The sequence below is a fragment of the Streptomyces sp. SID14515 genome (assembly GCF_010548505.1).
GTDB classification, from domain to species: Bacteria; Actinomycetota; Actinomycetes; order Streptomycetales; family Streptomycetaceae; genus Streptomyces; species Streptomyces caviscabies.
In genome coordinates this window covers 59,032-82,516 of the sequence record NZ_JAAGMH010000136.1, presented here as the reverse complement: position 1 = coordinate 82,516, position 23,485 = coordinate 59,032, and the positions used below count along the sequence as shown (strand labels likewise).

At 72.1% G+C, this 23,485-nt stretch carries 22 protein-coding genes and 1 riboswitch; of the genes, 7 read left to right on the top strand and 15 right to left on the bottom strand.

The features are described from left to right. Positions 1–167: 167 nt before the first annotated feature. The 4 genes from G3I54_RS32975 to G3I54_RS32960 all read left to right on the top strand — a co-directional run bounded on the left by G3I54_RS32975 (position 168) and on the right by G3I54_RS32960 (position 4,119). Positions 168–659, top strand: a complete 492-nt coding sequence (locus G3I54_RS32975) for an Lrp/AsnC family transcriptional regulator (protein ID WP_007452460.1) — start codon at positions 168–170, stop codon at positions 657–659. After that, a complete protein-coding gene (locus tag G3I54_RS32970) occupies positions 644–2,023 on the top strand; it encodes an aspartate aminotransferase family protein (RefSeq protein WP_164620135.1) in 1,380 nt (459 codons plus the stop codon). The genes G3I54_RS32975 and G3I54_RS32970 overlap by 16 nt, the downstream gene beginning before the upstream one ends. 216 nt (positions 2,024–2,239) lie before the next feature. After that, positions 2,240–2,977, top strand: coding sequence for an ATP-binding cassette domain-containing protein (locus tag G3I54_RS32965; RefSeq protein ID WP_164620133.1), 738 nt, complete (start codon positions 2,240–2,242; stop codon positions 2,975–2,977). After that, positions 2,959–4,119: a hypothetical protein gene (locus G3I54_RS32960; RefSeq protein ID WP_164620125.1), complete on the top strand. Its 1,161-nt coding sequence runs from the start codon at positions 2,959–2,961 to the stop codon at positions 4,117–4,119. The genes G3I54_RS32965 and G3I54_RS32960 overlap by 19 nt, the downstream gene beginning before the upstream one ends. Positions 4,120–4,126: 7 nt before the next feature. On the opposite strand, the gene G3I54_RS32955 is transcribed toward G3I54_RS32960, so the two are convergent. The 3 genes from G3I54_RS32955 to G3I54_RS32945 form a co-directional block, all read right to left on the bottom strand. After that, complete coding sequence (locus G3I54_RS32955; protein WP_164620123.1) at positions 4,127–4,582, bottom strand: SRPBCC domain-containing protein; 456 nt, start codon at positions 4,580–4,582, stop codon at positions 4,127–4,129. A 141-nt stretch (positions 4,583–4,723) separates the two neighbouring features. Beyond that, the gene (locus G3I54_RS32950) at positions 4,724–5,908 is read right to left on the bottom strand and encodes a glycosyltransferase family 4 protein (protein WP_164620121.1); all 1,185 of its coding nucleotides are present in this window, start codon (positions 5,906–5,908) and stop codon (positions 4,724–4,726) included. Beyond that, a complete protein-coding gene (locus G3I54_RS32945; protein WP_239144691.1) occupies positions 5,905–7,161 on the bottom strand; it encodes a hypothetical protein in 1,257 nt (418 codons plus the stop codon). The genes G3I54_RS32950 and G3I54_RS32945 overlap by 4 nt, the downstream gene beginning before the upstream one ends. Before the next feature lie 142 nt (positions 7,162–7,303). Between G3I54_RS32945 and G3I54_RS32940 the strand changes: the two genes are divergently transcribed. Further along, positions 7,304–8,560 carry a sensor histidine kinase gene (locus G3I54_RS32940; RefSeq protein ID WP_164620119.1) on the top strand — a complete coding sequence of 419 codons (1,257 nt, stop codon included), beginning with the start codon at positions 7,304–7,306 and terminating at the stop codon, positions 8,558–8,560. After that, positions 8,554–9,225 carry a response regulator transcription factor gene (locus G3I54_RS32935; protein ID WP_164620117.1) on the top strand — a complete coding sequence of 224 codons (672 nt, stop codon included), beginning with the start codon at positions 8,554–8,556 and terminating at the stop codon, positions 9,223–9,225. The genes G3I54_RS32940 and G3I54_RS32935 overlap by 7 nt, the downstream gene beginning before the upstream one ends. Before the next feature lie 38 nt (positions 9,226–9,263). Here G3I54_RS32935 and G3I54_RS32930 read toward each other — a convergent pair whose 3' ends face one another. From G3I54_RS32930 to rpsB, 9 genes are all read right to left on the bottom strand, one after another. Next, positions 9,264–10,295, bottom strand: a complete 1,032-nt coding sequence (locus G3I54_RS32930) for an ABC transporter ATP-binding protein (RefSeq protein ID WP_164620115.1) — start codon at positions 10,293–10,295, stop codon at positions 9,264–9,266. Between the two features lie 5 nt (positions 10,296–10,300). Beyond that, the gene (locus G3I54_RS32925; protein ID WP_164620228.1) at positions 10,301–11,917 is read right to left on the bottom strand and encodes an iron ABC transporter permease; all 1,617 of its coding nucleotides are present in this window, start codon (positions 11,915–11,917) and stop codon (positions 10,301–10,303) included. Between the two features lie 80 nt (positions 11,918–11,997). Further along, positions 11,998–13,095, bottom strand: coding sequence for a thiamine ABC transporter substrate-binding protein (locus G3I54_RS32920; protein WP_164620113.1), 1,098 nt, complete (start codon positions 13,093–13,095; stop codon positions 11,998–12,000). Positions 13,096–13,176: 81 nt separating this feature from the next. Further along, positions 13,177–13,293, bottom strand: a riboswitch (TPP riboswitch). An 85-nt stretch (positions 13,294–13,378) separates the two neighbouring features. Further along, positions 13,379–14,485, bottom strand: a complete 1,107-nt coding sequence (rlmN, locus tag G3I54_RS32915; RefSeq protein ID WP_103531716.1) for a 23S rRNA (adenine(2503)-C(2))-methyltransferase RlmN — start codon at positions 14,483–14,485, stop codon at positions 13,379–13,381. Between the two features lie 109 nt (positions 14,486–14,594). Beyond that, positions 14,595–15,680 (bottom strand): phosphatidate cytidylyltransferase, encoded by a 1,086-nt coding sequence (locus G3I54_RS32910; RefSeq protein ID WP_164620111.1) that lies wholly within the window; start codon positions 15,678–15,680, stop codon positions 14,595–14,597. Continuing rightward, a complete protein-coding gene (gene frr, locus G3I54_RS32905) occupies positions 15,680–16,237 on the bottom strand; it encodes a ribosome recycling factor (protein ID WP_006127917.1) in 558 nt (185 codons plus the stop codon). Before frr ends, G3I54_RS32910 begins: the two co-directional genes overlap by 1 nt. A 122-nt stretch (positions 16,238–16,359) precedes the next feature. Continuing rightward, complete coding sequence (gene pyrH, locus G3I54_RS32900) at positions 16,360–17,136, bottom strand: UMP kinase (RefSeq protein WP_137234463.1); 777 nt, start codon at positions 17,134–17,136, stop codon at positions 16,360–16,362. 161 nt (positions 17,137–17,297) lie between these two features. Then, positions 17,298–18,134 carry a translation elongation factor Ts gene (tsf, locus tag G3I54_RS32895; RefSeq protein WP_164620109.1) on the bottom strand — a complete coding sequence of 279 codons (837 nt, stop codon included), beginning with the start codon at positions 18,132–18,134 and terminating at the stop codon, positions 17,298–17,300. A 99-nt stretch (positions 18,135–18,233) separates the two neighbouring features. Next, a complete protein-coding gene (rpsB, locus tag G3I54_RS32890) occupies positions 18,234–19,175 on the bottom strand; it encodes a 30S ribosomal protein S2 (protein WP_030629544.1) in 942 nt (313 codons plus the stop codon). Positions 19,176–19,497: 322 nt separating this feature from the next. Here rpsB and G3I54_RS32885 point away from each other — a divergent pair, with 322 nt between their 5' ends. Further along, the gene (locus tag G3I54_RS32885) at positions 19,498–20,223 is read left to right on the top strand and encodes a M23 family metallopeptidase (RefSeq protein ID WP_164620107.1); all 726 of its coding nucleotides are present in this window, start codon (positions 19,498–19,500) and stop codon (positions 20,221–20,223) included. On the opposite strand, the gene G3I54_RS32880 is transcribed toward G3I54_RS32885, so the two are convergent. From G3I54_RS32880 to dprA, 3 genes are all read right to left on the bottom strand, one after another. Then, positions 20,174–20,731, bottom strand: coding sequence for a TetR/AcrR family transcriptional regulator (locus G3I54_RS32880; protein WP_164620226.1), 558 nt, complete (start codon positions 20,729–20,731; stop codon positions 20,174–20,176). The two genes, G3I54_RS32885 and G3I54_RS32880, sit on opposite strands and share 50 nt — an antisense overlap. A 115-nt stretch (positions 20,732–20,846) precedes the next feature. Then, positions 20,847–21,683, bottom strand: coding sequence for an RNA polymerase sigma factor WhiG (whiG, locus tag G3I54_RS32875; RefSeq protein WP_003965944.1), 837 nt, complete (start codon positions 21,681–21,683; stop codon positions 20,847–20,849). Positions 21,684–21,937: 254 nt separating this feature from the next. Then, positions 21,938–23,074 carry a DNA-processing protein DprA gene (dprA, locus tag G3I54_RS32870; RefSeq protein WP_203687520.1) on the bottom strand — a complete coding sequence of 379 codons (1,137 nt, stop codon included), beginning with the start codon at positions 23,072–23,074 and terminating at the stop codon, positions 21,938–21,940. Positions 23,075–23,485 lie beyond the last annotated feature (411 nt).

Here is a 23,485-nt window from a genome sequence, read left to right as displayed (position 1 = left end):
CCTGTCGGCTGTCCGATGGGTGAGATGTCCACCCTAATCGCTCCGGTGACGCTTTCGACATACCCACCCGCCCCCAACTTCGGATTCAGTCAGATCCAAGCACCCAAACAACGAATTTCATCGATCTGGGGTTGCGAGACAGACGAGGAGCGGTGCATGGTGGGTCCGTGGCCAGTCGCAGCGCAGACTCCAGGACAGGGAACGGATCACCGCCAGCGGTCGATGCCGTCTCCCTCGCAATCATCGAGCAGCTCCAGGAGGACGGACGGCGTCCGTACGCCGCGATCGGCAAGGCCGTCGGCCTCTCCGAAGCGGCTGTGCGCCAGCGCGTCCAGAAGCTGCTCGACCAGGGCGTGATGCAGATCGTCGCCGTCACGGACCCGCTCACCGTGGGCTTCCGGCGCCAGGCGATGGTCGGCATCAATGTCGAGGGCGACCTCGACCCGGTGGCCGAAGCCCTGTCGGCCATGGCCGAGTGCGAGTACGTGGTCATGACCGCGGGCTCCTTCGACCTGATGGTGGAGATCGTCTGCGAGGACGACGACCACCTGCTGGAGATGATCAACAAACGCATCCGGACCCTTCCCGGCGTGCGCTCCACCGAGAGCTTTGTTTACCTCAAGCTCAAGAAGCAGACCTATATGTGGGGAACCCGATAGCCGTGAGCAAGGACCTCAGCCGAACCGCGTACGACCACCTGTGGATGCACTTCACCCGCATGTCGGACTACGAGAACGCGCCCGTTCCCACCATCGTGCGTGGCGAGGGAACGTACATCTTCGACGACAAGGGCAAGCGCTACCTGGACGGCCTCTCCGGCCTGTTCGTGGTCAACGCCGGTCACGGTCGTCACGAGCTCGCCGAGACGGCGTACAAGCAGGCCCAGGAGCTGGCCTTCTTCCCGGTGTGGTCCTACGCCCACCCGAAGGCCGTCGAGCTGGCCGAGCGTCTCGCCGACTACGCCCCGGGCGACCTCAACAAGGTCTTCTTCACCACCGGTGGCGGCGAGGCCGTCGAGACCGCCTGGAAGCTGGCCAAGCAGTACTTCAAGCTCAAGGGCCAGCCGACCAAGTACAAGGTCATCTCGCGTGCCGTCGCCTACCACGGCACCCCGCAGGGCGCGCTGTCCATCACCGGCCTCCCGGCCCTGAAGGCCCCCTTCGAGCCGCTGGTCCCCGGCGCGCACAAGGTGCCGAACACCAACATCTACCGCGCCCCGCTGTTCGGCGACGACCCGGTGGCCTTCGGCCGCTGGGCCGCCGACCAGATCGAGCAGGAGATCCTCTTCGAGGGCCCCGAGACCGTCGCGGCGGTCTTCCTGGAGCCCGTGCAGAACGCGGGCGGCTGCTTCCCGCCGCCGCCCGGCTACTTCCAGCGGGTCCGCGAGATCTGCGACAAGTACGACGTGCTGCTCGTCTCCGACGAGGTCATCTGCGCCTTCGGCCGGCTCGGCACGATCTTCGCCTGCGACAAGTTCGGCTACGTGCCGGACATGATCACCTGCGCGAAGGGCATGACCTCGGGCTACTCCCCGATCGGCGCCTGCATCGTCTCGGACCGGATCGCGGAGCCGTTCTACCAGGGCGGCAACACCTTCCTGCACGGCTACACCTTCGGTGGTCACCCGGTCTCCGCCGCGGTGGGCCTCGCCAACCTCGACATCTTCGAGCGCGAGAACCTCACCCAGCACGTCCTCGACAACGAGAACGCCTTCCTGACCACGCTGCAGAAGCTGCACGACCTGCCGATCGTCGGCGATGTCCGCGGCAACGGGTACTTCTACGGCATCGAGCTGGTGAAGGACAAGGCCACCAAGGAGACGTTCACCGACGAGGAGACCGAGCGCGTCCTGTACGGCTTCCTCTCCAAGGCGCTGTACGAGAACGGCCTGTACTGCCGGGCCGACGACCGCGGCGACCCGGTCGTCCAGCTCGCCCCGCCGCTGATCTCCGACCAGTCGACGTTCGACGAGATCGAGGGCATCCTGCGAACCGTGCTCACGGAGGCCTGGTCGAAGCTCTGACCATCACCAGGCCCCCCGGCTGATCACCCTCCGGCGGTCATTTCATACGGTTCACCGGCCCGGATACGCCCCTTCGAGTGAGAAGGGACGTATCCGGGCCGCGTGCTGTGCGCTCACACCGGTCCGACTATCTACGGTGCCGAGTGACCGATCGGCCGCGTCTTCGTTCCCCCGTACGGGGGAACGGGAAATCTGACCTGAACCGAGGTGTACGCCATGGTGGCCCCGCCGGACAACGACGTGATCTGGGCGCGTTCCCTGCACCACTCCCACAACGGATCGCCCGGTCTCGGCGGTGTCTCCATCGGTGTCCAGGACGCCGAGATCCTCGCCGTGACCGGCCCGCGCGGCAGCGGGAAGACCACTCTGCTGCACTGCCTGTCGGGCCGGCTGGTGCCCCAGCAGGGCGAGGTCTGGTTCAACAGCGTCCCCGTCCACACCATGGCCCCCCGGGTCCGCGAACAGCTGCGCCGGGAGCGCTTCGGCTGGATCGCCCCGGACCCGGAGCTGGTCCCGGAGCTGACCGTCTGGGAGAACGCCGCGCTGCCCCTGCTGCTGCGCGGCGTCTCGCACCGGGCCGCCCGCAAGGCCGCCACCGAGTGGCTGGAGCGCCTGGACATCGCCGCCTTCGCCAAGAAGCGGCCGCACGCCCTGCTCCAGGCGCAGCGCCAGCGGATCTCCGTGGCCCGCGCCCTGGCCGCGCAGCCGACCGTGATCTTCGCGGACGAGCCGACCGCGACCCTGCACCGCGCGGACCGCACCCAGGTGCTGCGCACCCTGACCACGGCGGCCCGCTCGCACGGCATCACCGTGGTGCTGGCCACGCACGACGCCGAGGTCGCCGCGCTCGCCGACCGGGCCGTGGCGCTGCTGGACGGCCGTCGCGTCGCCACCGTCACCCTGCCCGCGGAACCGGAAGCGGAGGGCCGCGCGGCGTGCTCGCTCTCCGTCTAGCCCGCGGTTCCCATCCCCTCGTCCTGGTCCGGCGGCTGCTGGTGGCCGCCGCGTCGGCCGGCGTCGGATTCCTCCTCCTGTGCGCCCTCGGGTACGCCGCCGCGCACCCCGCGTCCGCCGGTTCGGTGCTGCGGCTGCTGTGGTGCTTCGTCCCGCTGGCCGCCACCGTGCAGTTCGCCGTGGCGGTCGCCCGGACCGACCCGAGCACCCGGCCCCGGCCCGGCCTCTCCTCCGTGGGCCTCGGCCCGGTCCGGCTCTCCGCGCTGGCCGCGGTCTCCACGGCCGTCTCCACCACGCTGGGCTCCATGGTGGCCCTGCTCTTCTTCCTGCATCTGCGCGGCGATCTGACCGGGATGCCGTTCGACGGGGGCGCGGCGGAGTTCCTCGGCGCGGGCAGCCCGCTGCCGCTGGCCGCCGCGCTGGTGCTGCTGGCGCTCGTCCCGGTGGCCGCCTCGACGGCGAGCGCGCTGGCGCTGCGGTCGCGGCCCGACCCGGCACGGGACTCCTTCGGCTCCGAGGAGCTGCCGGAGCCCGCACCGGCCCCGGCCGGGCTGCCCTGGGGCGTGGCGCTGACGGCGGCCGGGCTCGCGGTGGAGGCGTACGCGTCCCGGGGGACGGCGGGCAGCGCGTTCCCGCTGCCCGGCCGGTTCGACGCCACCCCGGTGGCGGTGCTGATCGGGTGGACGCTCACGGCGGTCGGCCTGGCGATGGCAGGCCCGAGCCTGACGTATCTGTGCGGGCGCGCCCTTCAGGCGGTACGCCCCGGGGCCGTACGGCTGCTCGCCGGGCGGGTCCTGATGGACGAGGCGCGCCGGATCGGCCGCCCGCTCGGGGTGGTCTGCGCGGTGCTGTCCGCGGCGATCGCCGCTTCGGCCCTGTACGGGGGCGACGAGCGCCCGTACGGCCCGCTCACCGCACTCGGCGCGGTGCTGGTCCTCGGCTGTACGACGGCGACGCTGCTGACCTCGGCGCTGGAGGCCAAGCACGCCCGCGCCCACACCGTCGAGGCGCTGCTCAGGATGGGTGCTCCGGCCGCCACGCTGCGCAGGGCGACGGCGCTGCGGGCGGGCGCGCTACTGGCCCTGTTCGCCCCGCTGACCTGGGTGATCGCACAGCTGGCGGCGCTTCCGCTGGCGCATTAGACCCGCGTCAGGGGTGGGTGGCGAGGCGGGCGGCCAGGGCGTCGAAGAAGGCCTCCCAGCCGTCCTCCGCCGCCGCGTACTGTTCGGCGGTGAGGTTGCCGCCGCGCTGCTGGAAGGCCAGCTCCGTGGTCCCGTCGCCGAGATCGCTGAAGGTGACGGTGACGGTCTCGCCCTCGGAGTCCTCGGGCGCGGAGGCGTCCAGGAGCGTGAAGACGAGACCGTCGGGCTCGCTCACCTCGCGGTAGATCCCGTGGAAGGGCATCTCGACGCCCGGCATCACGATGACCAGGCTCCACGAGCCGCCGGGCCGCACATCCATCGCCACCCGGTCCAGCGGAACGTCCGCCTCGCCCCCGTACCAGGCCGCGAAGTCCTCCGGCGAGGTCCAGGCGGCGAAGACCCGCTGCTGCGGGGCGTCGAGGACGCGGGTGAGGTCGATGCCCTCGCGGGTGCCACCGGTCATGATCACGGTCCTTGTCCGGTCCTGCCGTCCCCACGGCGCCCGGAGGGCCGGCCGCGGGATGGTCCGCATCCAGCTTGCCCGGCCCGCCGCGCCCGTGCCACGCCGCGCACGGGCGCGGCGGTCCGGTCGTCGCGAGGCGGGTCAGGACGTCAGCAGGCCGGCGAGGGTGTCGTACGTCCTCTCCCACCCCCACGCCTCGCGGACCCACGCCCGCCCCTTCTCCCCCATCGCCGCGGCCGCCGCCCGGTCCCGCAGCAGCGCGACGAGCCGGTCCGCGACGGCGGCGACGTCGCGTCCGTCGACCAGGTGCCCCGTCTCCCCGTCCCGTACGGTGTCCGGCGCGCCGCCCGAGTCGCCGACGAGGACCGGCAGCCCGGCGGCGGCCGCCTCCAGGAAGACGATGCCGAGCCCCTCCACCTCCAGCCCGCGCCTGCGGGTGCGGCACGGCATGGCGAACACGTCGCAGGCCGCGTAGTGCTCCGGCATCGCCGCGTGCGGCTGCCCGCCGGCCAGGACCACCGCGTCCGCCACCCCGATGTCGGCGGCGAGCCGGTGCAGGGCCCGGGCGTACGGTCCGTCCCCGGTCAGCAGGAGCACGGCGTCGGGCACCGCGCGCCGCACCGCGGGCAGGGCGCGGATCAGGGTGTCCTGGCCCTTGCGCGGGACGAGCCGCGCCGCGCAGAGGATCACCGGCCGCCCGCCCAGCCCGTACCGTTCGCGGACACCGCCCGCCGGGGTCCGTGCTCCGTCGCGCGCCCCGTCCCGTACGGCCTCCCGTTCCCCTTCCCGTACGCGGAACGCCTCCGCGTCCACGCCCGGCGCCAGGCGCACCATGCGGCGGGCGGCGGCGGGGCCGAGCGCGGCGGCTATGGGCTCGCGGGTGGCCGCGCCGAGGTAGGTCACCGTGTCGGTGCGGTCGCCGATGCGCCGGAGCAGGGCCCGCGCGCCGGGCGTACGGGCCCACCACACCTCGTGCCCGTGCGTCGTGGCGACGGCCCGCCGCACCCCCGTCTCCCGGCGCAGCCGGTCCGCCATGAGCCCGAGCGGTGCGGCGGCCCCGAACCAGACGCTGTCGCAGCCGTGGCGGCGGGCGAGCTCGACCGCGCGGGCGGCGACGCGGGGCGTCGGCAGCAGCATCCGGGCCGGGTCGCGGACCACGGGGTAGGGCAGGGCGGCGTCATGGGCGGCCGCCCCGGGTTCGGCGGAGGTGTGGACGACGACGGAGTCCGCGGGGAACCGGCTGGTCATCGCGTGGACGAAGGTCTCGATGCCGCCCTGGCGCGGCGGGAAGTCGTTGGTCACCACGAGGGTGCGGCGGCGCGTCATCGGATGGCCTGCTTCCTTGCGCGTACATGTGCGCGTGCGCGTTCTTCGAGGACGGAGTGGGCGGATGCCTGCCGGGCGACGGCCCAGGCCATGAGGACCAGCGGGTGCACGAGATAGCCGAACCGGGTCGCGGGCATGAACACGATGGCCAGGAGCAGCCCGAGCGCGAGCCGCGCGGCGGCGGCCGCCGCAGTAGCCGGGGGCCGGACGAGCAGGGAGAGAGCGAGCAGCAGGGCGCTCACCCCGAGCAGCAGGAGGGCCAGGGTCCGGCCGCCGGGGACGTGGGTGGCGAGCAGATGACCGGGGAGCGGGCTCGCGGCGGACGAGACAGCGCCGGTCAGTCCGAGGGGGAAGTCGACGACGTGGGTCCGGAAGGCTCCCGGGTCACGCAGGGCGGCGGGCAGCACGAGCGCGGCGGCGGTGAGCAGGACGACCAGCCCGCAGCGCAGGGCGGCCCCGCTCTTCCGGCGGCCGTCGCCTACGAACGCGGCGCGGTTCGCCCGCTGCCCGCCCCTCCCGGAAGTCGCGGCGAGCAGCGCGAGGGCCACCGGCACCGCCGGCCACGCGGTCCACTTGAGCGCGGCGGCCAGGCCGAGCGCCAGTCCGGCCGGGCCCGCTCTGCCCTGCCCCGCCCGGGCCAGCCCGAGGCACATCAGCCCGGCCACCGGCAGATCGACGCCGCCGACCGCGAGCGGCAGCGCCACCAGCGGGCAGGCGGCGATCCACCGGGCCGGCTCGCGGCGGGTGCCCGCCGGGAGGGCCAGCGCGAACGCGCCGAGGAAGGCCGCGCCCATCCACAGCCGCGGGTCGGTGAGCGGTCCGGGACCGGCCACCGCCTCCGGGATCCCGAAGGCCGCCATGCCGGGGAGGTACGGGTTGAAGTCCTCGGGCGCGGCGGGCCGTTCGAGGTACGGCGTGCCCTCGGAGAGCAGGAGCCCCGCCGAGCGGGCGACGACGTCGACCTCCAACTGCGCCCGGTCCACGGCGAGGAGCACCAGCAGGGGCAGCAGCACCGCTCCGGTGACGGCGGCCGCCCCGGCCGTACGGGGGCTCCGCCCGAGGGCGGCGAGGACCGCGGCGGCCGTGTAGCCGAGTGCGGCGGCGACTCCCCAGACCCGGTGCGGGCCGAGCGAGGAGAAGGCCCCGAGCGCCAGGGCGGCGGCCGCGCAGAAGGCCCACCAGACGGGGCCGCCGGGCAGCGCGAGGGTTCTCCGGTGCTGGTCGGGATGGGTGAGAAGGGCGAACGTGGCCATGGATCCGAGGCTAGGAACGGGCCGCTCACGGGTCGTCACACCACCGTCCGGTCCTCCGGGTCAACCCGTGGCATGAGACGGCACCGCGAACTCCACCCGTGCTCCGATGCGTCGGCCCCACGCCGTGACGAAGAATCTCCGTATGACGCGCACCATCACGGCGGCCCGCCCGGCCGCCGCCACCGCCACCCCGCCGCCGGACCGCGGCATGCGGCGACGGCTGCGGCACTGGACGGCGGCGCCTTCGTACGCCTGGCTGACCGGAGCCGCGCTGACGCTCTTCGCCGTCGTGGAGCTGGTCGTCGTACCGGGTTCGGCGGCCACGGTGTTCGGGGTGCTGGTCTGCACGTCCTCGCTGGCGCTGCGGGCGACCCGGCCCGCCGTGGGGTTCCTGACGGTGGGCGCGGCCCTCCTCAGCTTCGGGACCGACGGCAACATGGCGTACGCGACCATCGCCGGCGCCCTGATCGGCTGCTACACGCTGGGGCGGCACCGGGTGCAGCATCCGGCGGTACTGGTCCTGGCCGGTTCGCTGGGCGCGCTGACCGTGAATCTGGTGCACATCGACCGGTGGGCCCGGGACGGCTCCCCCGGGCTGCCCGCGCTCCAGGGCGCCGACCGGTTCAGCCTCGGGCTCTACGCCGAGACGCTGGTGCTGACGGTGATGATCCTGGGCGCGGTGAGCACGGGCGACGCGGTGCGGGCGCGCGAAGAGGCCCGGAACACCCGGGCCGCCGCCCAGTCGCGGCTGCTGGCGATGGAGCGACGGCAGGCGGCCGAGGCGGAACGGGCCGCGATAGCGAGGGAGTTGCACGACATGATCGCGCATTCGGTGTCGGTGATCGCGGTACGGGCCGAGAGCGCCACGTACACCACTCCGGACCTGTCGTCACCGGCGCGGGACGCCTTCCAGGAGATCGCGGGCACGGCGCGGTCCTCGATGGCGGAGCTGCGCCGGCTGCTCGGGGTGCTGCGGACGGGCGAAGGCACCGATCCGGCCCCGCTCACCGCCCCGCAGCCCTCGCTGGCCGGCCTCGACGACCTTCTGGACCAGCACCGGGCGGTGGGCGGGGCGGCCGAGCTGCGCATCGCCGGTGAGCGGGCGGCGCTGCCCGCGTCCTGGGAGCTGTCGGCGTACCGGATCGTGCAGGAGGCGCTGACGAACGCCCGGCGGCACGCACCGGGCGCGCACACGGTGGTGGAACTGGACTACCGGCCGAAGCTGTTGACGGTCCGGGTGGCCGACGACGGACCCGGCCCCGCTCCGTCCGGCGGCTCCGGCCGGCCGGGGCACGGGCTGGTGGGCATGGCGGAACGGGCCGCGCTGCTCGGCGGTACGCTCACCGCTGGCCGGGGCCCGGCCGGCGGCTTTCTCGTGGAGGCGGAACTTCCGTGGTGATCCGGGTGCTGGTGGCCGACGACCAGGCGGTCGTCCGGACGGCGTTCTCCGGTCTGCTGAACACCCAGGACGACATCGATGTGGTCGGGGAGGCGGAGGACGGCGAGCAGGCCGTGCGCAAGGCGGCCGAACTCCGTCCCGATGTGGCGCTGCTGGACATCCGGATGCCCCGGCTCGGCGGCATCGACGCGGCGCGCGAGATCGTCGCCGCGTCGGGCGGGGCGACCAGGGCGCTGATGCTGACGACGTTCGGCCTGGACGAGTACGTGTACGACGCCCTCACCGCCGGAGCCAGCGGCTTCCTGCTCAAGGACGCGACCTTCCCCGAACTGCTGCACGCGGTACGGGTGGTGGCGGGCGGCCACGCCCTGCTGGCTCCCGAGATCACCGGGCGGCTCATCGCGGAGTTCGCCCGGCAGCGGGTCGGCACTCCCCCGCCGCGCTCGATCGACGGGCTGACCGCGCGCGAGGCCGAGGTGCTCGTCCTGATCGCCCGGGGCCTGTCCAACGCGGACATCGCCGACCGGCTGACCATCACCGATCACACGGTGAAGACCCATATCAACCGGCTGTTCGCGAAGATGGGGCTGCGGGACCGGGCGCAGGCGGTGATCCTGGCGTACGAGCTGGGTCTCGTGGTGGCGGGGCACGCGAGCCCGGCGTGATCGGCAAGACACCCCCTAGCGCCTCCCCGCCCCCAGCCTCAGCCTCCAGCGCCTCCCGCGAGCACCACCGTCTCCGCCGCGTCGAAGCGGACGCCCACGGCCGCGCCCTCGTCCGGGGTGTCCCGCAGAGCGCATTCGGCCTCCAGCACCGGCGCGTTCTCGGGCATCAGCCGCACGGTCACGTGGTTCCCGCGGAAGGTGCGGACGCCGACCGTGCAGCGCAGGCCGTCCTCGGGGGCGCCGATCCGGACTCCGGCGGGGCGGACCAGCAGATCGACCTCGCCCTGCGGGGAGCCCTCGGGCACCGGGATCTTGCCCCAGGCGGTGGCGGCGGCCTGCCCGGTCACGGTCGCCGCGGTGACGTTGTCGAAGCCGAGGAACCGGGCGACGAACGCGGAGGCGGGGCGCTGCCAGACGTCCAGCGGGCTGCCCTCCTGCGCGATCCGGCCGTCCCGCATCACGACGACCCGGTCGGCGAGCGCGAACGCCTCGCCCTGGTCATGGGTGACGGCCAGCACGGTCGTACCCAACTCCTGGAACAGCGTGCGCAGTTCCACGACGAGCCGTTCACGCAGGCTGCGGTCGAGCTGGCCGAGCGGCTCGTCCAGCATCAGGAGCTTCGGGCGCGGGGCGAGCGCGCGGGCCAGGGCGACGCGCTGCTGCTCACCGCCGGAGAGGGCGGCGACCGCGCGGCGTTCGGCCCCGGGAAGCCCGACCAGCTCCAGCAGTTCGCGGACCCGGGCGTTCGTCTCGGCCCGTCCGACGCCGTGCATCCGAAGGCCGAAGGCGACGTTGGCGCCGACGTCGCGGTGCGGGAAGAGCTGGTGGTCCTGGAACATCAGGCCGAGCCCGCGCCGGTGCACCGGGACACCCGCCTGGTCCTGGCCGGCCAGCAGAACCCGGCCGCCGTCCATGGGCTGGAGTCCGGCGACGGCCCGCAGCAGGGTGGACTTCCCGCTGCCGCTGGGCCCGAGGACACAGACGATCCGGTGGTCGGCGACCTCCAGGTCGACCGCGTCCAGCGCGGCCCGCTTCCCGAACCGTACGGTGGCGGCCTGCAAGCTCAGCATGTGGTTCAGAACTCCCCGGATCGGTCGGTGCGGATACGTTCGAGGAGCAGCAGCGACACCGCGCACACCAGCATCAGGATCGTGCTGAGGGCCATCGCCTGCCCGTAGTTGAGCTCCCCGGACCGGCCCAGCAGCCGGGCCACGGCCACCGGCAGGGTCGGGTTGTCCGGCCGTGCGATGAAGACCGTCGCACCGAACTCCCCGAGGGAGACGGCGAAGGCGAAGCCCGCCGCGACCAGCACCGCCCTCCGCACCAGCGGCAGATCGACCTCCCGCCAGGCCCGCAGCGGCGAGGCCCCCAGCACGGCGGCGGCCTCCCGCAGCCGGTCGTCGACGGCCCGCAGCACGGGCAGCATGGTCCGTACGACGAAGGGGACGCCGACCAGCGCCTGCGCCAGCGGGACCAGGATCCAGGAGGTACGCAGGTCGAGCGGCGGCTTGTCCAGGGTGATCAGGAAGCCGAAGCCGACGGTGACGGCGGAGACCCCGAGCGGCAGCATCAGCAGCGCGTCGAAGCCGCGGACCAGCCGCCCGGCCCGCCGGGTCAGGGCCGCCGCCGCGAGCCCGCCGACGACGAGGGCGATGAGCGTCGCGACGAGCGCGTACCGCAGGGAGTTGCCGACGGCCTCCAGCGGCGGGACCAGGAAGGTGGAGGAGCCGCCGGACCCGGCCGACTGGAGGGCCCGGTAGTAGCCGAAGCCGTAACCGCCCGGCCCATCGAAGGAGCGTTCCACCAACACCCCTAGCGGCAGCAGGATCAGCAGCAGCGCGGTGAGCAGGACACCGCCGAGCAGCGCCCACTGCCCGGGGCCGCGCGGCCGGCGGGAGGTCTGCGCCGGGTCGACCAGCTTCAGCGCCCGCTCCCGGCGGCGTACGGTCGCGGCGTGCACGGCGAGGATCCCGCCGACCGCGGCGAACTGCACCAGGGTCAGCACGGCGGCCGTCGGCAGGTCCAGCAGTTGCGCGGTCTGCCGGTAGATCTCCACCTCCAGGGTGGAGTACGCCGGTCCGCCGAGGATCTGTACGACGCCGAAGGAAGTGAAGGTGAACAGGAAGACCATCAGCGCGGCGGCGGCGACGGCCGGGGCGAGCGCGGGCAGCGTCACCCGGCGGAAGGCGGCGAACCGTCCGGCGCCGAGCACCCGGGCGGCCTCCTCCTGACGCGGGTCCAGCTGGGACCAGAGCCCGCCCACCGTGCGGACGACCACGGCGTAGTTGAAGAAGACGTGGGCCAGCAGGATCGCCCACACGGTGGTGTCGAGGCGGACGCCCCAGAGTTCGTCGAGGAGCCCGCCGCGTCCGAGCAGCGCCAGGAACGCGGTGCCGACCACGACGGTCGGCAGCACGAACGGAACGGTGACGACCGCCCGCAGCAGCTGCTTGCCCGGGAAGTCGAAGCGCGCGAAGACATACGCCCCGGGCAGCGCGATCAGCAGGGTGAGCGCGGTCGAGGCGAGGGCCTGCCAGGTGGTGAACCAGAGGACGTCGAGAATGTCCGGGCGGGCCAGTACGTCACCGATCCGCCCGAACTGCCAGTCGCCGCCCGCCTTGAGCCCACGGCCGACGATCGCGGTCACGGGGTAGGCGAAGAACACCGCGAAGAACGCGACGGGCACGGCCATCAGGCCGAGCCGCACCGCGGCTCCACGCCGCCCGGCCCCCCGGACGGGCGGCGCGGGGCGGGTGGCCTTCTCCTTGGGCCCTACTTCAGGACCAGCGACTGCCACGACTGGATCCACTGCTCACGGTTGGCGGTGATCTTCTCGGGCGCGACGGTGGGCGGCGTCTCGACACTCTCGCCGTGCTTCGTGAACAGCTCCGGCAGCTTCGCGTCCTTCACGACCGGGTTCACGAACATGTTGAGCGGCATGTCCTCCTGGAACGTCTTGCTGATCATGAAGTCCAGCAGCGCCTTGCCGCCCGCCTCGTTCTTCGCCCCGGTCAGCAGCCCGGCGTACTCGGTCTGCCGGAAGCAGGTGCCGGTGGCGACCCCGGTGGGGGCCTCCTTGGGCTGCGGGTCGGCGTAGAGCACCTCGACGGGCGGGCTGGAGGCGTAGGAGACGACGAGCGGCCGGTCGGCCTTGGCCTTCTTGCCTCCCGCGGAGCCGGAGAACTCCTCGTTGTACGCCTGCTCCCAGCCGTCGACGACCTTGACGCCGTTGGCCTTGAGCTTCTTCCAGTACGCCTCGTAGCCGTCCTCGCCCTCGGCGGCGATGGTGCCGAGGAGGAAGCCGAGACCGGGTGAGGAGCTGGCGGCGTTCTCGGTGACGAGGAGGTTCTTGTACGCGGGCTTGACCAGGTCCTCGAAGGTTTTCGGCGGCGCGAGCTTCTTGTCGGCGAAGTACTTCTTGTCGTAGTTGACGCAGATGTCGCCGGTGTCGACGGGCGTGACGCGGTGCTTCTCGTCCGTCTGCGTGTCCGCCGTGACGGTGTCCAGGCCCTTGGCCTCGTACGCGGTGAACAGGCCGTTGTCGAGGGCGCGGGAGAGCAGGGTGTTGTCGACGCCGAAGAAGACGTCGCCGCGCGGGGAGCCCTTGGTCAGGATCTCCTGGTTGAGCGCGGCCCCGGCGTCGCCGCTCTTGAGGATCTCGACCGTGTAGCCGGTCTCCTTCGTGAACGCCTTCAGCACCTTGTCCGAGACGTTGAAGGAGTCGTGGCTGACCAGGGTGACGGTCTTGGAGCCGCTGCCCTTGGACGCCCCGGAGCCCGACGGGCCGTCGTCGCTGCCGCAGCCCGCGAGCACGGTGACGCCGAGAGCGGCGGCGAGCGCGGTCGCCGCGTACTTCGTGGTGGTGTTCATGTGATTCCTCCTGGAGGTGACCAGGAAGAGACGCGGCCCCGCCCGCTGTCCGGCAAACCGGAAGCGGGCAGGGCGCAACAGCTTGAGTAAGGTCCGAACTTCCTACCCGGAATGACCCGGGCGAGGTTCAGAGGGTCTGCGGCCAACCTGTCCTTGGTGCCGCACTCTCAGCGCTGTGGCGCTCCCCTGTCGGAATATGAAGTTGATTTCGGGCCCAGGCTACACCGGCGGTTTTCGGCCGGACCGTGAGGCCACCGGTCTTCACGAGGCCGCCCGGGAGCGGCTAGCGCTCGGAGGCCGCCAGCTGCCCGCAGGCCCCGTCGATCTCCTGGCCACGGGTGTCCCGGACGGTGACGGGCACGCCGTGGGCCGCGATGGCCTCGACGAACGCCTTCTCGTCCTCGGGCCGCGAGGCGGTCCACTTGGAGCCGGGCGTGGGGTTGAGCGGGATCAGGTTGACGTGCACCCGCTTGCCCTTGAGCAGCCGGCCGAGGAGGTCGCCGCGCCAGGCCTGGTCGTTGATGTCGCGGATCAGGGCGTACTCGATGGAGATCCGGCGGCCGGACTTCTCCGCGTACTCCCAGGCGGCGTCCAGCACCTCGCGGACGTTCCACCGGGTGTTGACGGGGACCAGGGTGTCGCGCAGCTCGTCGTCCGGGGCGTGCAGCGAGACGGCGAGGCGGCACTTGAAGCCCTCGTCGGCGAAGCGCAGCATGGCCGGGACCAGGCCCACGGTGGAGACGGTGATCCCGCGCTGGGAGAGGCCGAGGCCGTCCGGCTCGGGGTCGGTGAGCCGGCGGATCGCGCCGACGACGCGGTTGTAGTTGGCGAGCGGCTCGCCCATGCCCATGAAGACGATGTTGGAGAGCCGCGCGGGGCCGCCGGGCACCTCGCCGTCGCGCAGGGCGCGCATGCCGTCGACGATCTGGTGCACGATCTCGGCGGTCGACAGGTTGCGGTCCAGGCCGGCCTGTCCGGTGGCGCAGAAGGGGCAGTTCATGCCGCAGCCGGCCTGCGAGGAGATGCACATCGTGACGCGCTCCGGGTAGCGCATCAGGACGGACTCGACGAGCGTGCCGTCGTGCAGCTTCCACAGGGTCTTGCGTGTGGTGTCGTCGTCGCAGCTGATGTGCCGGATCACGGACATCAGGTCGGGGAACAGCGCCTCGGCGAGCTTCTCCCGCGAAGCGGCCGGGATGTTGGTCCACTCCGCCGGGTCGTGCGCGTACCGCGCGAAGTAGTGCTGCGAGAGCTGCTGGGCGCGGAACGGCTTCTCACCGGTCGCGGCGACCGCTTCCTTGCGCTCGGCGGGCGTGAGGTCGGCGAGGTGCCGCGGCGGCTTCTTGGCTCCGCGGGGCGCGACGAAAGTGAGTTCTCCGGGCTTAGGCATGGTTCATCCAGTGTGGCAGACAGACGGGTGAGGGCCCGCCGCCCTGTGGACGACGGACCCTCACTCGAAGAACGTGCAGGTGGGACAGGGTGCCGGTGTGCCGGGGAGCTCAGCCGGAGCCCACGAACAGCACCAGCAGCAGCCATACGACCGGTGCGGTCGGCAGGAGCGAGTCCAGCCGGTCCATGATGCCGCCGTGGCCGGGGAGCAGGGTGCCCATGTCCTTGATCCCGAGGTCCCGCTTGATCATGGACTCGCCCAGGTCGCCGAGGGTGGCGCTGGCGGCGACCGCGAAGCCGAGCAGCAGACCCTGCCACCAGGCGCCGCCGTCGATCAGGAACTCCATGCACAGCGCGCCGGCGACCATCGCGAAGGCGACGGCTCCGAACAGGCCCTCGCGGGTCTTGCCGGGGCTGATGCGCGGGGCGAGCTTGTGCTTGCCGAAGCGCCAGCCGACGGCGTAGGCCCCCGTGTCGCTGACCACGGTGAGGACCAGGAAGGTCAGCACCCGCCACGACCCGTCGTCCGCCGTCAGCAGCAGGGCGACGAAGGTGGCCAGGAACGGCACGTAGAACGCCGCGAAGACCCCGGCCGTGACGTCCTTGAGATACCCGTCCGGCGGCTCGGCCATCCGCCAGACCAGCACCGCGAGGGCCGTCAGGGCCATCGCGATCCAGGCCCCCTCGGGACCCCGCGCGTAACCGGCGACGACCATCGCGGCTCCGCCGACGGCCAGCGGCACCAGGGGCGCCTTGATGCCCTTGCGTTCCTGGAGGCGGGAGGTGAGCTCCCACAGGCCGACGACGACGGCGATCACTATCACGCCGATGAAGACGGCCTTCACGATGAACAGCGAGAGGCCGATGACGGCGCCGAGACCCACGCCGACCCCTATGGCGGCGCGCAGATCACGCCCCGCACGCTTCTTCTGCGGCGGGGGCGGCAGCGGGGTGGACATGGGCTCCTGCGGCATCTCGTCACGGAACAGGGGGCCGCTGACGTGAGCGGCATCCCTGTCCCGGTCGTCGCGGTCGGCTGCGTCTCTACCTGCGTCGGGCACGTCCGGCACGTTGGGCATGGGCCGAGTCTGCTGGGCATCACGCACATCGTGGGCAGGACCCGCCGGGGCAGCGCTCATCTCGGGCGTGCCCCAGTAACCGGCTCCTTGCGGGGCGCCCCAGGAAGAGTCGTTCATCAGACTTCGAGCAGCTCGGCTTCCTTGTGCTTGAGCAGCTCGTCCACCTGCGCGACGTACTTCGCGGTGGTGTCGTCGAGCTCCTTCTCGGCGCGGCGCACCTCGTCCTCGCCGGACTCCTTGTCCTTGACGAGCTTGTCGAGGTTCTCCTTGGCCTTGCGGCGGATGGAGCGGATCGAGATCTTGGAGTCCTCGGCCTTGGTCTTGGCGACCTTGATGTACTCCTTGCGGCGGTCCTGGGTGAGCTCGGGGAACGTCACCCGGATGATATTGCCGTCGTTGCTCGGGTTGACGCCGAGGTCGGAGTCGCGGATCGCCTGCTCGATGTTGCGCAGCGCGGTCTTGTCGAACGGCGTCACGACGGCCATCCGCGGCTCGGGAACCGAGAACGAGGCCAGCTGGTTGATCGGGGTCAGCGCGCCGTAGTAGTCGGCGACGATCTTGTTGAACATCGCCGGGTGCGCGCGGCCGGTACGGATCGCGGCGAAGTCCTCTTTCGCGACGACAACGGCCTTCTCCATCTTCTCCTCGGCCTCGAGGAGGATTTCTTCGATCACCACGTGCTCCTGCGTGTCTTGGGTGGGCCCGGCGTCGTCATCGCCGCGCCCTGCGGGTCCTGCGTCGCGTCCTCACCTGCACGGTGTCCGACCGGCAGGCCGTTGTCCATCCTGGGGGGCCGTCAGGCCCGGGTGCTCGCGTCGCTCACGAGCGTGCCGATCTTCTCACCCTTGACCGCGCGAGCGATATTGCCCTCGGCGGTCAGCTCGAAGACGAGGATCGGGAGCTCGTTGTCGCGGCAGAGCGTGATGGCGGTGGCGTCGGCGACCTTCAGGTCGCGGGTGATCACCTCGCCGTACTCCAGTGCGTCGAACTTGACCGCGTCGGGGTTGGTCTTCGGGTCGGAGTCGTAGACCCCGTCCACGCCGTTCTTCCCCATGAGCAGCGCCTCGGCGTCGATCTCCAGGGCGCGCTGGGCGGCGGTGGTGTCGGTGGAGAAGTACGGCATGCCCATGCCAGCGCCGAAGATCACGACGCGCCCCTTCTCCAGGTGCCGCACGGCACGGAGCGGGATGTACGGCTCGGCGACCTGGCCCATGGTGATGGCGGTCTGGACGCGCGAGTCGATGCCCTCCTTCTCCAGGAAGTCCTGGAGTGCCAGGCAGTTCATGACGGTGCCGAGCATGCCCATGTAGTCGGACCGGGCCCGGTCCATGCCGCGCTGCTGGAGCTCGGCACCACGGAAGAAGTTGCCTCCTCCGATGACCACCGCGATCTGGGCGCCGTCGCGTACGACGGCGGCGATCTCGCGGGCGATGGTGTGCACGACGTCGGGGTCGACGCCGAGGCCGCCGCCACCGGCGAACGCCTCACCGGAGAGCTTCAGCATGAAGCGCCCGGAGCCCTTGTCGTCGTCGTGCTTGTCGTCGGCCTGAATGGCGTCCGCGCCCTTGTCCATGGAAATTCTCCTCGTGCACATACGAAGAAGGCCATCGCCGGTGGGTCTGGTGTCCCTACAGCGGCAATGGCCTCCTCGTCAGATCTGCGGTCGTCCGGCGTGGGTGCGGCCGTCGACTGCACCAGACCCTATCGGGTCCGGTGCTGTTCGCCCGGACGGACTCAGATGCCGACCTTGATGCGCGAGAAGCGCTTCAGGGTGACACCGGCCTCGTCCAGGACCTTCTGGACGGACTTCTTGGCGTCCAGCGCGTACGGCTGGCCGAGGAGGGTGGCCTCCTTGAAGAAGCCGTTGACGCGACCCTCGACGATCTTCGGGAGCGCGGCCTCGGGCTTGCCCTCGGCGCGCGTGGTCTCCTCGGCGACGCGGCGCTCGGCCTCGACGACCTCGGCCGGGACGTCCTCGCGGGACAGGTACTTCGGGGCGAAGGCGGCGATGTGCTGCGCGATGCCCTTGGCCAGCTCGGCGTCGGCCTTGTCCAGCTCGACCAGAACACCGATCTGCGGGGGCAGGTCGGGCATGGTGCGGTGCATGTACACACCGACGTAGGCGCCGGTGAACTGCGCGAAGCGGTCCAGGACGATCTTCTCGCCGAGGTTGGCGTTGGCCTCGTCGACGTACGCCTGGACGGTCTTGCCGGACTCGATCTCGGAGGCGAGCAGCGCCTCGATGTCGGCCGGGGAGGTCGCGGCGACGTGCGCGGCGAGCGTGTTGGCGACGGCCTGGAACTTCTCGCCCTTGGCGACGAAGTCCGTCTCGCACTTCAGCTCGAGGATGACGCCGGACGTCTGGTCCTCGGAGATGAGGGAGACAACGGCACCGTTCTCGGCAGAACGGCCCTCGCGCTTGGCGACGCCCTTCTGGCCCTTGATACGGAGCGCCTCGACGGCCTTGTCGACGTTGCCGTCGGCCTCGTCGAGCGCCTTCTTGCAGTCCATCATGCCGGCGCCGGTGAGCTCGCGGAGCTTCTTGACGTCAGCGGCGGTGTAGTTCGCCATGAGTCTGTATGTCTCTCTCGAAGTCTGAAAGATCTACGGGTGAACGGCGGGGGCGACGCTTGTGGCGTCGGCCCCCGCCGTCAGCAGCCGTGACGGGTGTCAGGCCTGCTCGGCGTCCGCGTCGGCGGCCGGGGCGTCGGCGGCCGGAGCCTCGACAGCGGCCTCGGCCTCGGCGACGGCCTCGGCCGGCTTCTCGGCGTCGGCGACCTTCTCGGTCTCGGCGGAGGACTGGACCTCGGCGGCAGCCGCGGTCTCGTCCTTCTTGTCGCCCTCGAGCAGGTCGCGCTCCCACTCGGCGAGGGGCTCGCCGGCGGCCTTCTCGCCCGGCTTCGAGTCACCGGTGGCGGCACCGGAGCGGGCGATGAGGCCCTCGGCGACGGCGTCGGCGATCACGCGGGTGAGCAGGGTGACGGAGCGGATCGCGTCGTCGTTGCCCGGAATCTTGTAGTCGACCTCGTCGGGGTCGCAGTTGGTGTCGAGGATCGCGACGACCGGGATGTGGAGCTTGCGCGCCTCACCGACGGCGATGTGCTCCTTCTTGGTGTCGACGATCCAGACGGCGCTGGGCACCTTCTGCATCTCGCGGATACCACCGAGGGTCTTCTCCAGCTTGGCCTTCTCGCGCGAGAGGACCAGGAGCTCCTTCTTGGTGAGGCCGGAGGCGGCCACGTCCTCGAAGTCGATGAGCTCAAGCTCCTTCAGACGCTGAAGGCGCTTGTAGACGGTGGAGAAGTTGGTGAGCATGCCACCGAGCCAACGCTGGTTGACGTACGGCATGCCGACGCGCGTCGCCTGCTCGGCGATGGCCTCCTGGGCCTGCTTCTTCGTACCCACGAACATGATGGAGCCGCCGTGGGCGACGGTCTCCTTGACGAACTCGTAGGCGCGGTCGATGTACGACAGCGACTGGAGCAGGTCGATGATGTAGATGCCGTTGCGCTCGGTGAAGATGAAGCGCTTCATCTTCGGGTTCCAGCGACGGGTCTGGTGACCGAAGTGGACGCCGCTTTCCAGCAGCTCCCGCATCGTGACGACGGCCATGGCCGTACTCCTTGAGGTACTCGGTTATCGCGAGCGCAGGTTTGCGCTCGCGCCTGACGCCCCGACGCGCCGTGCCACGAGGGACCGAGGAGCGCGGCCACCTCCGAGAAGAGGGAGGTGGCGGGGCGTGCGAAGTCGACCCGGTGACCCGGATCGCCGTAAGAAGTGTACGGGACCGGCTGAGTGCCGGGTGACCGCGATGTCCACAACCGGATGACGGCGACGCCCACGGCCGGGTGGCGGCGATATCCACAACCGGCGAGTAGTCCACAGGAACGGTCCATGATCCCCGGAACCCCGGCCTCCGGGCCATCGTGGCGGCATGCGCCATCAGCCCGCCCCACACCACTCCCCCGCCCGCCGCACGCTGCTCCTGCTCCTGGCCCTGGTCCTGCCGCTCCCCCTGCTCGTGCTGTGCGGGCTGCTCCCGGCCGGGCCGTCCACGCCGGAAGCAGCTATCGCGCCGACCGGGGCCGCAGCGCCCTTGCCGAGTGCGGAAGCGGACGCCGCCGCGGACGTGAACGCAGACGACGGTGGCCGGAGCTGGCCGCTGGCCGGGAGGCCCGCGGTGTTACGGGGGTGGGAGCCGCCCGCCGGTCCGTACGGGCCCGGCCATCGCGGCGTGGACCTCGCGGCGGGGCCGGGCGCGCGGGTGCTGGCGGCCGCCGGGGGCCGGGTCTCGTTCGCGGGGCGGGTGGCGGGACGCGGGGTGCTCGCCATCGAGGTGGCTGGCAGCGGTTCGCCGCCGCTGCGCACCACGTACGAACCGGTGCGGGCGCTGGTCGAGGAGGGCGCGCGCGTACGGGCCGGGCAGCCGGTCGGGGTGCTGGAGGAGGGGCCGTTCCACTGCGCGGAGGGCTGCCTGCACTGGGGGCTGCGGCGCGGGGACGCTTATCTGGACCCGCTCTCGCTGCTGCCGCCCGCACTGCTGCGCAGGGGCCCTTCGCGGCTGCTTCCGGTGTTCGGTGTACCGGAGCCGGAGCCGGACGCCGTCCGGGTCAGCCGCTCACACCGCGCAGGACCATCGCGACGACGGTGTCCGCGATGACGCCCGGCTCCTCCGCGACGCCCAGTTCGATACGGCGCACGGCGGCGTCGACCGAACCCTGCAGGAGCATGGCGGCCAGCCTCGGCTGCTCGTTGCCGAGGTCGCCCAGCGCCTCGACGATCATGGCGATCAGCCCGCCGTGCGCGGCCCGGATCTTCTCGCGGGCGCCCGCGTCCAGCTCGCTCGCGGAGATCGCGACGACCGCGCGGTGGCGGCGGTCCCCGACGAGGTCGAGCTGCCGGCGCACATACGCCTCGATCTTCGCCTCGGGCGTCTCGGCGCGCTGCATGGCGTTCTCGACCTCGGCCGCCCAGACGGGGAAGTCGACGGCGCACAGCTCCTCGACCACGGCGGCTCGGGAGCGGAAGTACTCGTACACGGAGGACCGGGCGAGGCCCGTGCGCTCGGCGAGTGCGGGGAAGGTCAACGCCTCCGTACCGCCCTCGGACAGCAGGGAGCGCGCGGCGTCCAGGAGGGCGCCGCGCTGCATGGTCCGGTGCTCGGCCACGGAGGCCGCTCGAATCCTGGGCACGTGTCCACTCTACGGCGGCAGACGTGCGGGGGAAGGGCGCGGCGTCCGACCGAATGGCCGGAGAGGGCCGGAGAGGGCCGGGAAGGGGTCGTCAGCGGCCCGCGTCGGCGAGCTTCGCGCGGAGCTGCAGCACGGACTTGGTGTGGATCTGGCTGACCCGGCTCTCGGTCACCCCGAGGACGTTGCCGATCTCCGCGAGGGTGAGGCCCTCGTAGTAGTAGAGGGTCACCACGGTCTTCTCGCGGTCGGGGAGGGTGTTGATGGCCCGCGCGAGCAGTCTTCTCAGCTCACGGTCCTCGGCGACCTCCACCGGATTGTCGGCGGCGGTGTCCTCCAGGGTGTCCATCAGGCTCAGCCGGTCGCCGCCCTCGCCGCCGACGTGCAGCAACTCCTCCAGGGCGACCACGTTCGCCAGCGACAACTGGCTGAAAACAGCGTGCAGTTCCTCCAGAGCGATGCCCATCTCCGAAGCCACCTCGGCCTCCGACGGCGTACGCCGGAACTGGGCCTCCAGCGTGGCGTACGCGCGCTCCACGTTCCGCGCCTTCTGCCGGACGGACCGCGGGATCCAGTCCAGCGCCCGGAGTTCGTCGATCATCGCGCCGCGGATCCGGGTGATCGCGTACGTCTCGAACTTGATGGCCCGTTCGATGTCGAACTTCTCGATGGCGTCGATCAGCCCGAAGACCCCGGAGGAGACGAAGTCGGCCTGCTCGACGTTGGACGGCAGCCCCACGCTCACCCGGCCCGCGACGTACTTCACGAGCGGCGAGTAGTGCAGGATCAGCTGCTCTCGCAGCCGCTCGTCGCCCGTGGTCTTGTAGGAACGCCACAACTCGTCGAGGGAGGAGGGGGCGGGAGGGCGCACAGTGCCACGCGCAACCGGTGGTACTGCCGCGCGGTCAGACCCGGAGGTGTGCTGGGGCATGTGGTGCCTTGAGCCGTTCTGCCGTGAAGTGCTGGAGGACTTTTGTCTGGGGCGAAATCCTTGTGAGCGTAGCGTGACTGCGGCGTCGCAGTCCGCGCAGGACGGGAGATCCATGCCGCGTGATTGCGCGTCGCCGTTCGCGCTGCCCGCGCCCGCCGGGGGCCGGGGCCGACGCAGTGGGCGCGGGTCCCGGACAGGTCACCGATCGATCGTGCGAGGTCATCGGCCTTACCTTTTCACCCGAATGCTCCAGGTCAAGAACCGCCTCGCCGCGCGTCGTCGTTGCGTGCCGAAGGAAGCGTCAACCGCCAGCCGTCGCCTTCGCGTTCGACGAACCCCAGTGAGTGCAGTTCGTACAGTCGACCGAGCGTTTCGTCGGCCGACGTCCCCGCAGCGCGGGCGAGGTCACGGGGGTGGCTGACACCGTGGTACGGGAGCGCTTCGAGGACGCGCGCGGTGGCCGCGTCCAGGTGGTCCCTGGGCAGCACCGGGCCGCGTCGGACCGGCGGGAGGTCGCCGATGTCCCCGACCAGCTCGACCACTTCGTCGGCATCGGTGACGAGCACACCCTCGCCGCGCAACAGCTCGTGGACCCCTGCCGACAACCCGCTGGTGGCGGGTCCGGGCACCCCCATCGCGAAGCGGCCGAGCCGTTGCGCCTGGCGGGCGGTGACCAGCGAACCGCTGCGGTATTCGGCCTCGACCACGACCGTTCCCCTGGTCAGCGCGGCGATGACCCGGTTACGCAGGATGAATCTGCTGCGGGTGGGATGCGAGGACGGCGGCAACTCGGCGACGACGAGCCCTTGTTGGGCCAGCCGACCGAGCAACTCGGCGTGCCCGCGCGGGTAGGGCACGTCGACACCGCAGGCGAGCACGGCCGTCGTCGCGCCGCCCGCCGCGAGCACGCCGCGGTGGGCGGCCCCGTCCACCCCGAACGCCGCCCCCGACACCACCACCCAGCCGCGCTCCGCGAGCCCGGAGCCGAGGGTCGCGGCCATATGCGCCCCGTACGGGGTGCAGGCCCTCGCACCGACCACCGCGACCGAGCGCAGGGACCACAGCCGCAGGTCGGGCCGCCCGCGCACCCAGAGTCCGACGGGCCGCGCGTCGCCCAGGTCGTCCAGCTGACTCGGCCACTCCCGGTCCCCCGGGCAGACGAAGCGCCCGCCCACCTCGGCGACCGCGGCCAGATCCCGTTCCGGCTCCGCGGCGGCCGCACGCAGCCGATAGCCGCCGAGCCGTAGGGCGGTCATCCCCGGCAGCCTCTCGGCGGACCCGTCCTCGACGGTGAGCCTCCGCAGCAGCTCGACCGGACCCGTCCGCCGCAGCCAACGCCCGGCCCGCTCGTCCCCCGGCTCCAACACCCGGGTCAACGCAGCCCTGGCCAACCGCTCCCGCTCCCGGTCCTCGCCCCGGCCGCCGCCGTGGCCCTCGCCCCGGTCGCGGCCCTCGCCCCGGCCGCCGTCCCCGTCGTCCGGGCCGGGCGCGCGCCCCCGGCCCGGACGCCCACGGCGACCACGCTCCCGGTCGGGCTCCGGCGAGTGCCCCCACAGCGGCTCCGGCAGGCACGCCCGCTCCACCTCCGGCGCACGCACCCGGGCAGGCTCCGGCAGGTGCCCCCTCGCCGGCTCCGCTCCGCATTCCCGGTCCGCCTCCGCGCTACTCTCCCGTCCCGGTCCGCTCCCCGACTCATGCTCCCGCCCCAGGTCCGCCCCGCGCTCCCGGTCAAACCCGTGCTCCCGGCCCACGCCGCGTTCCCCGCCCCGCTCCGGCAGCCCGTGCCATCGTTCCCCCGTCAC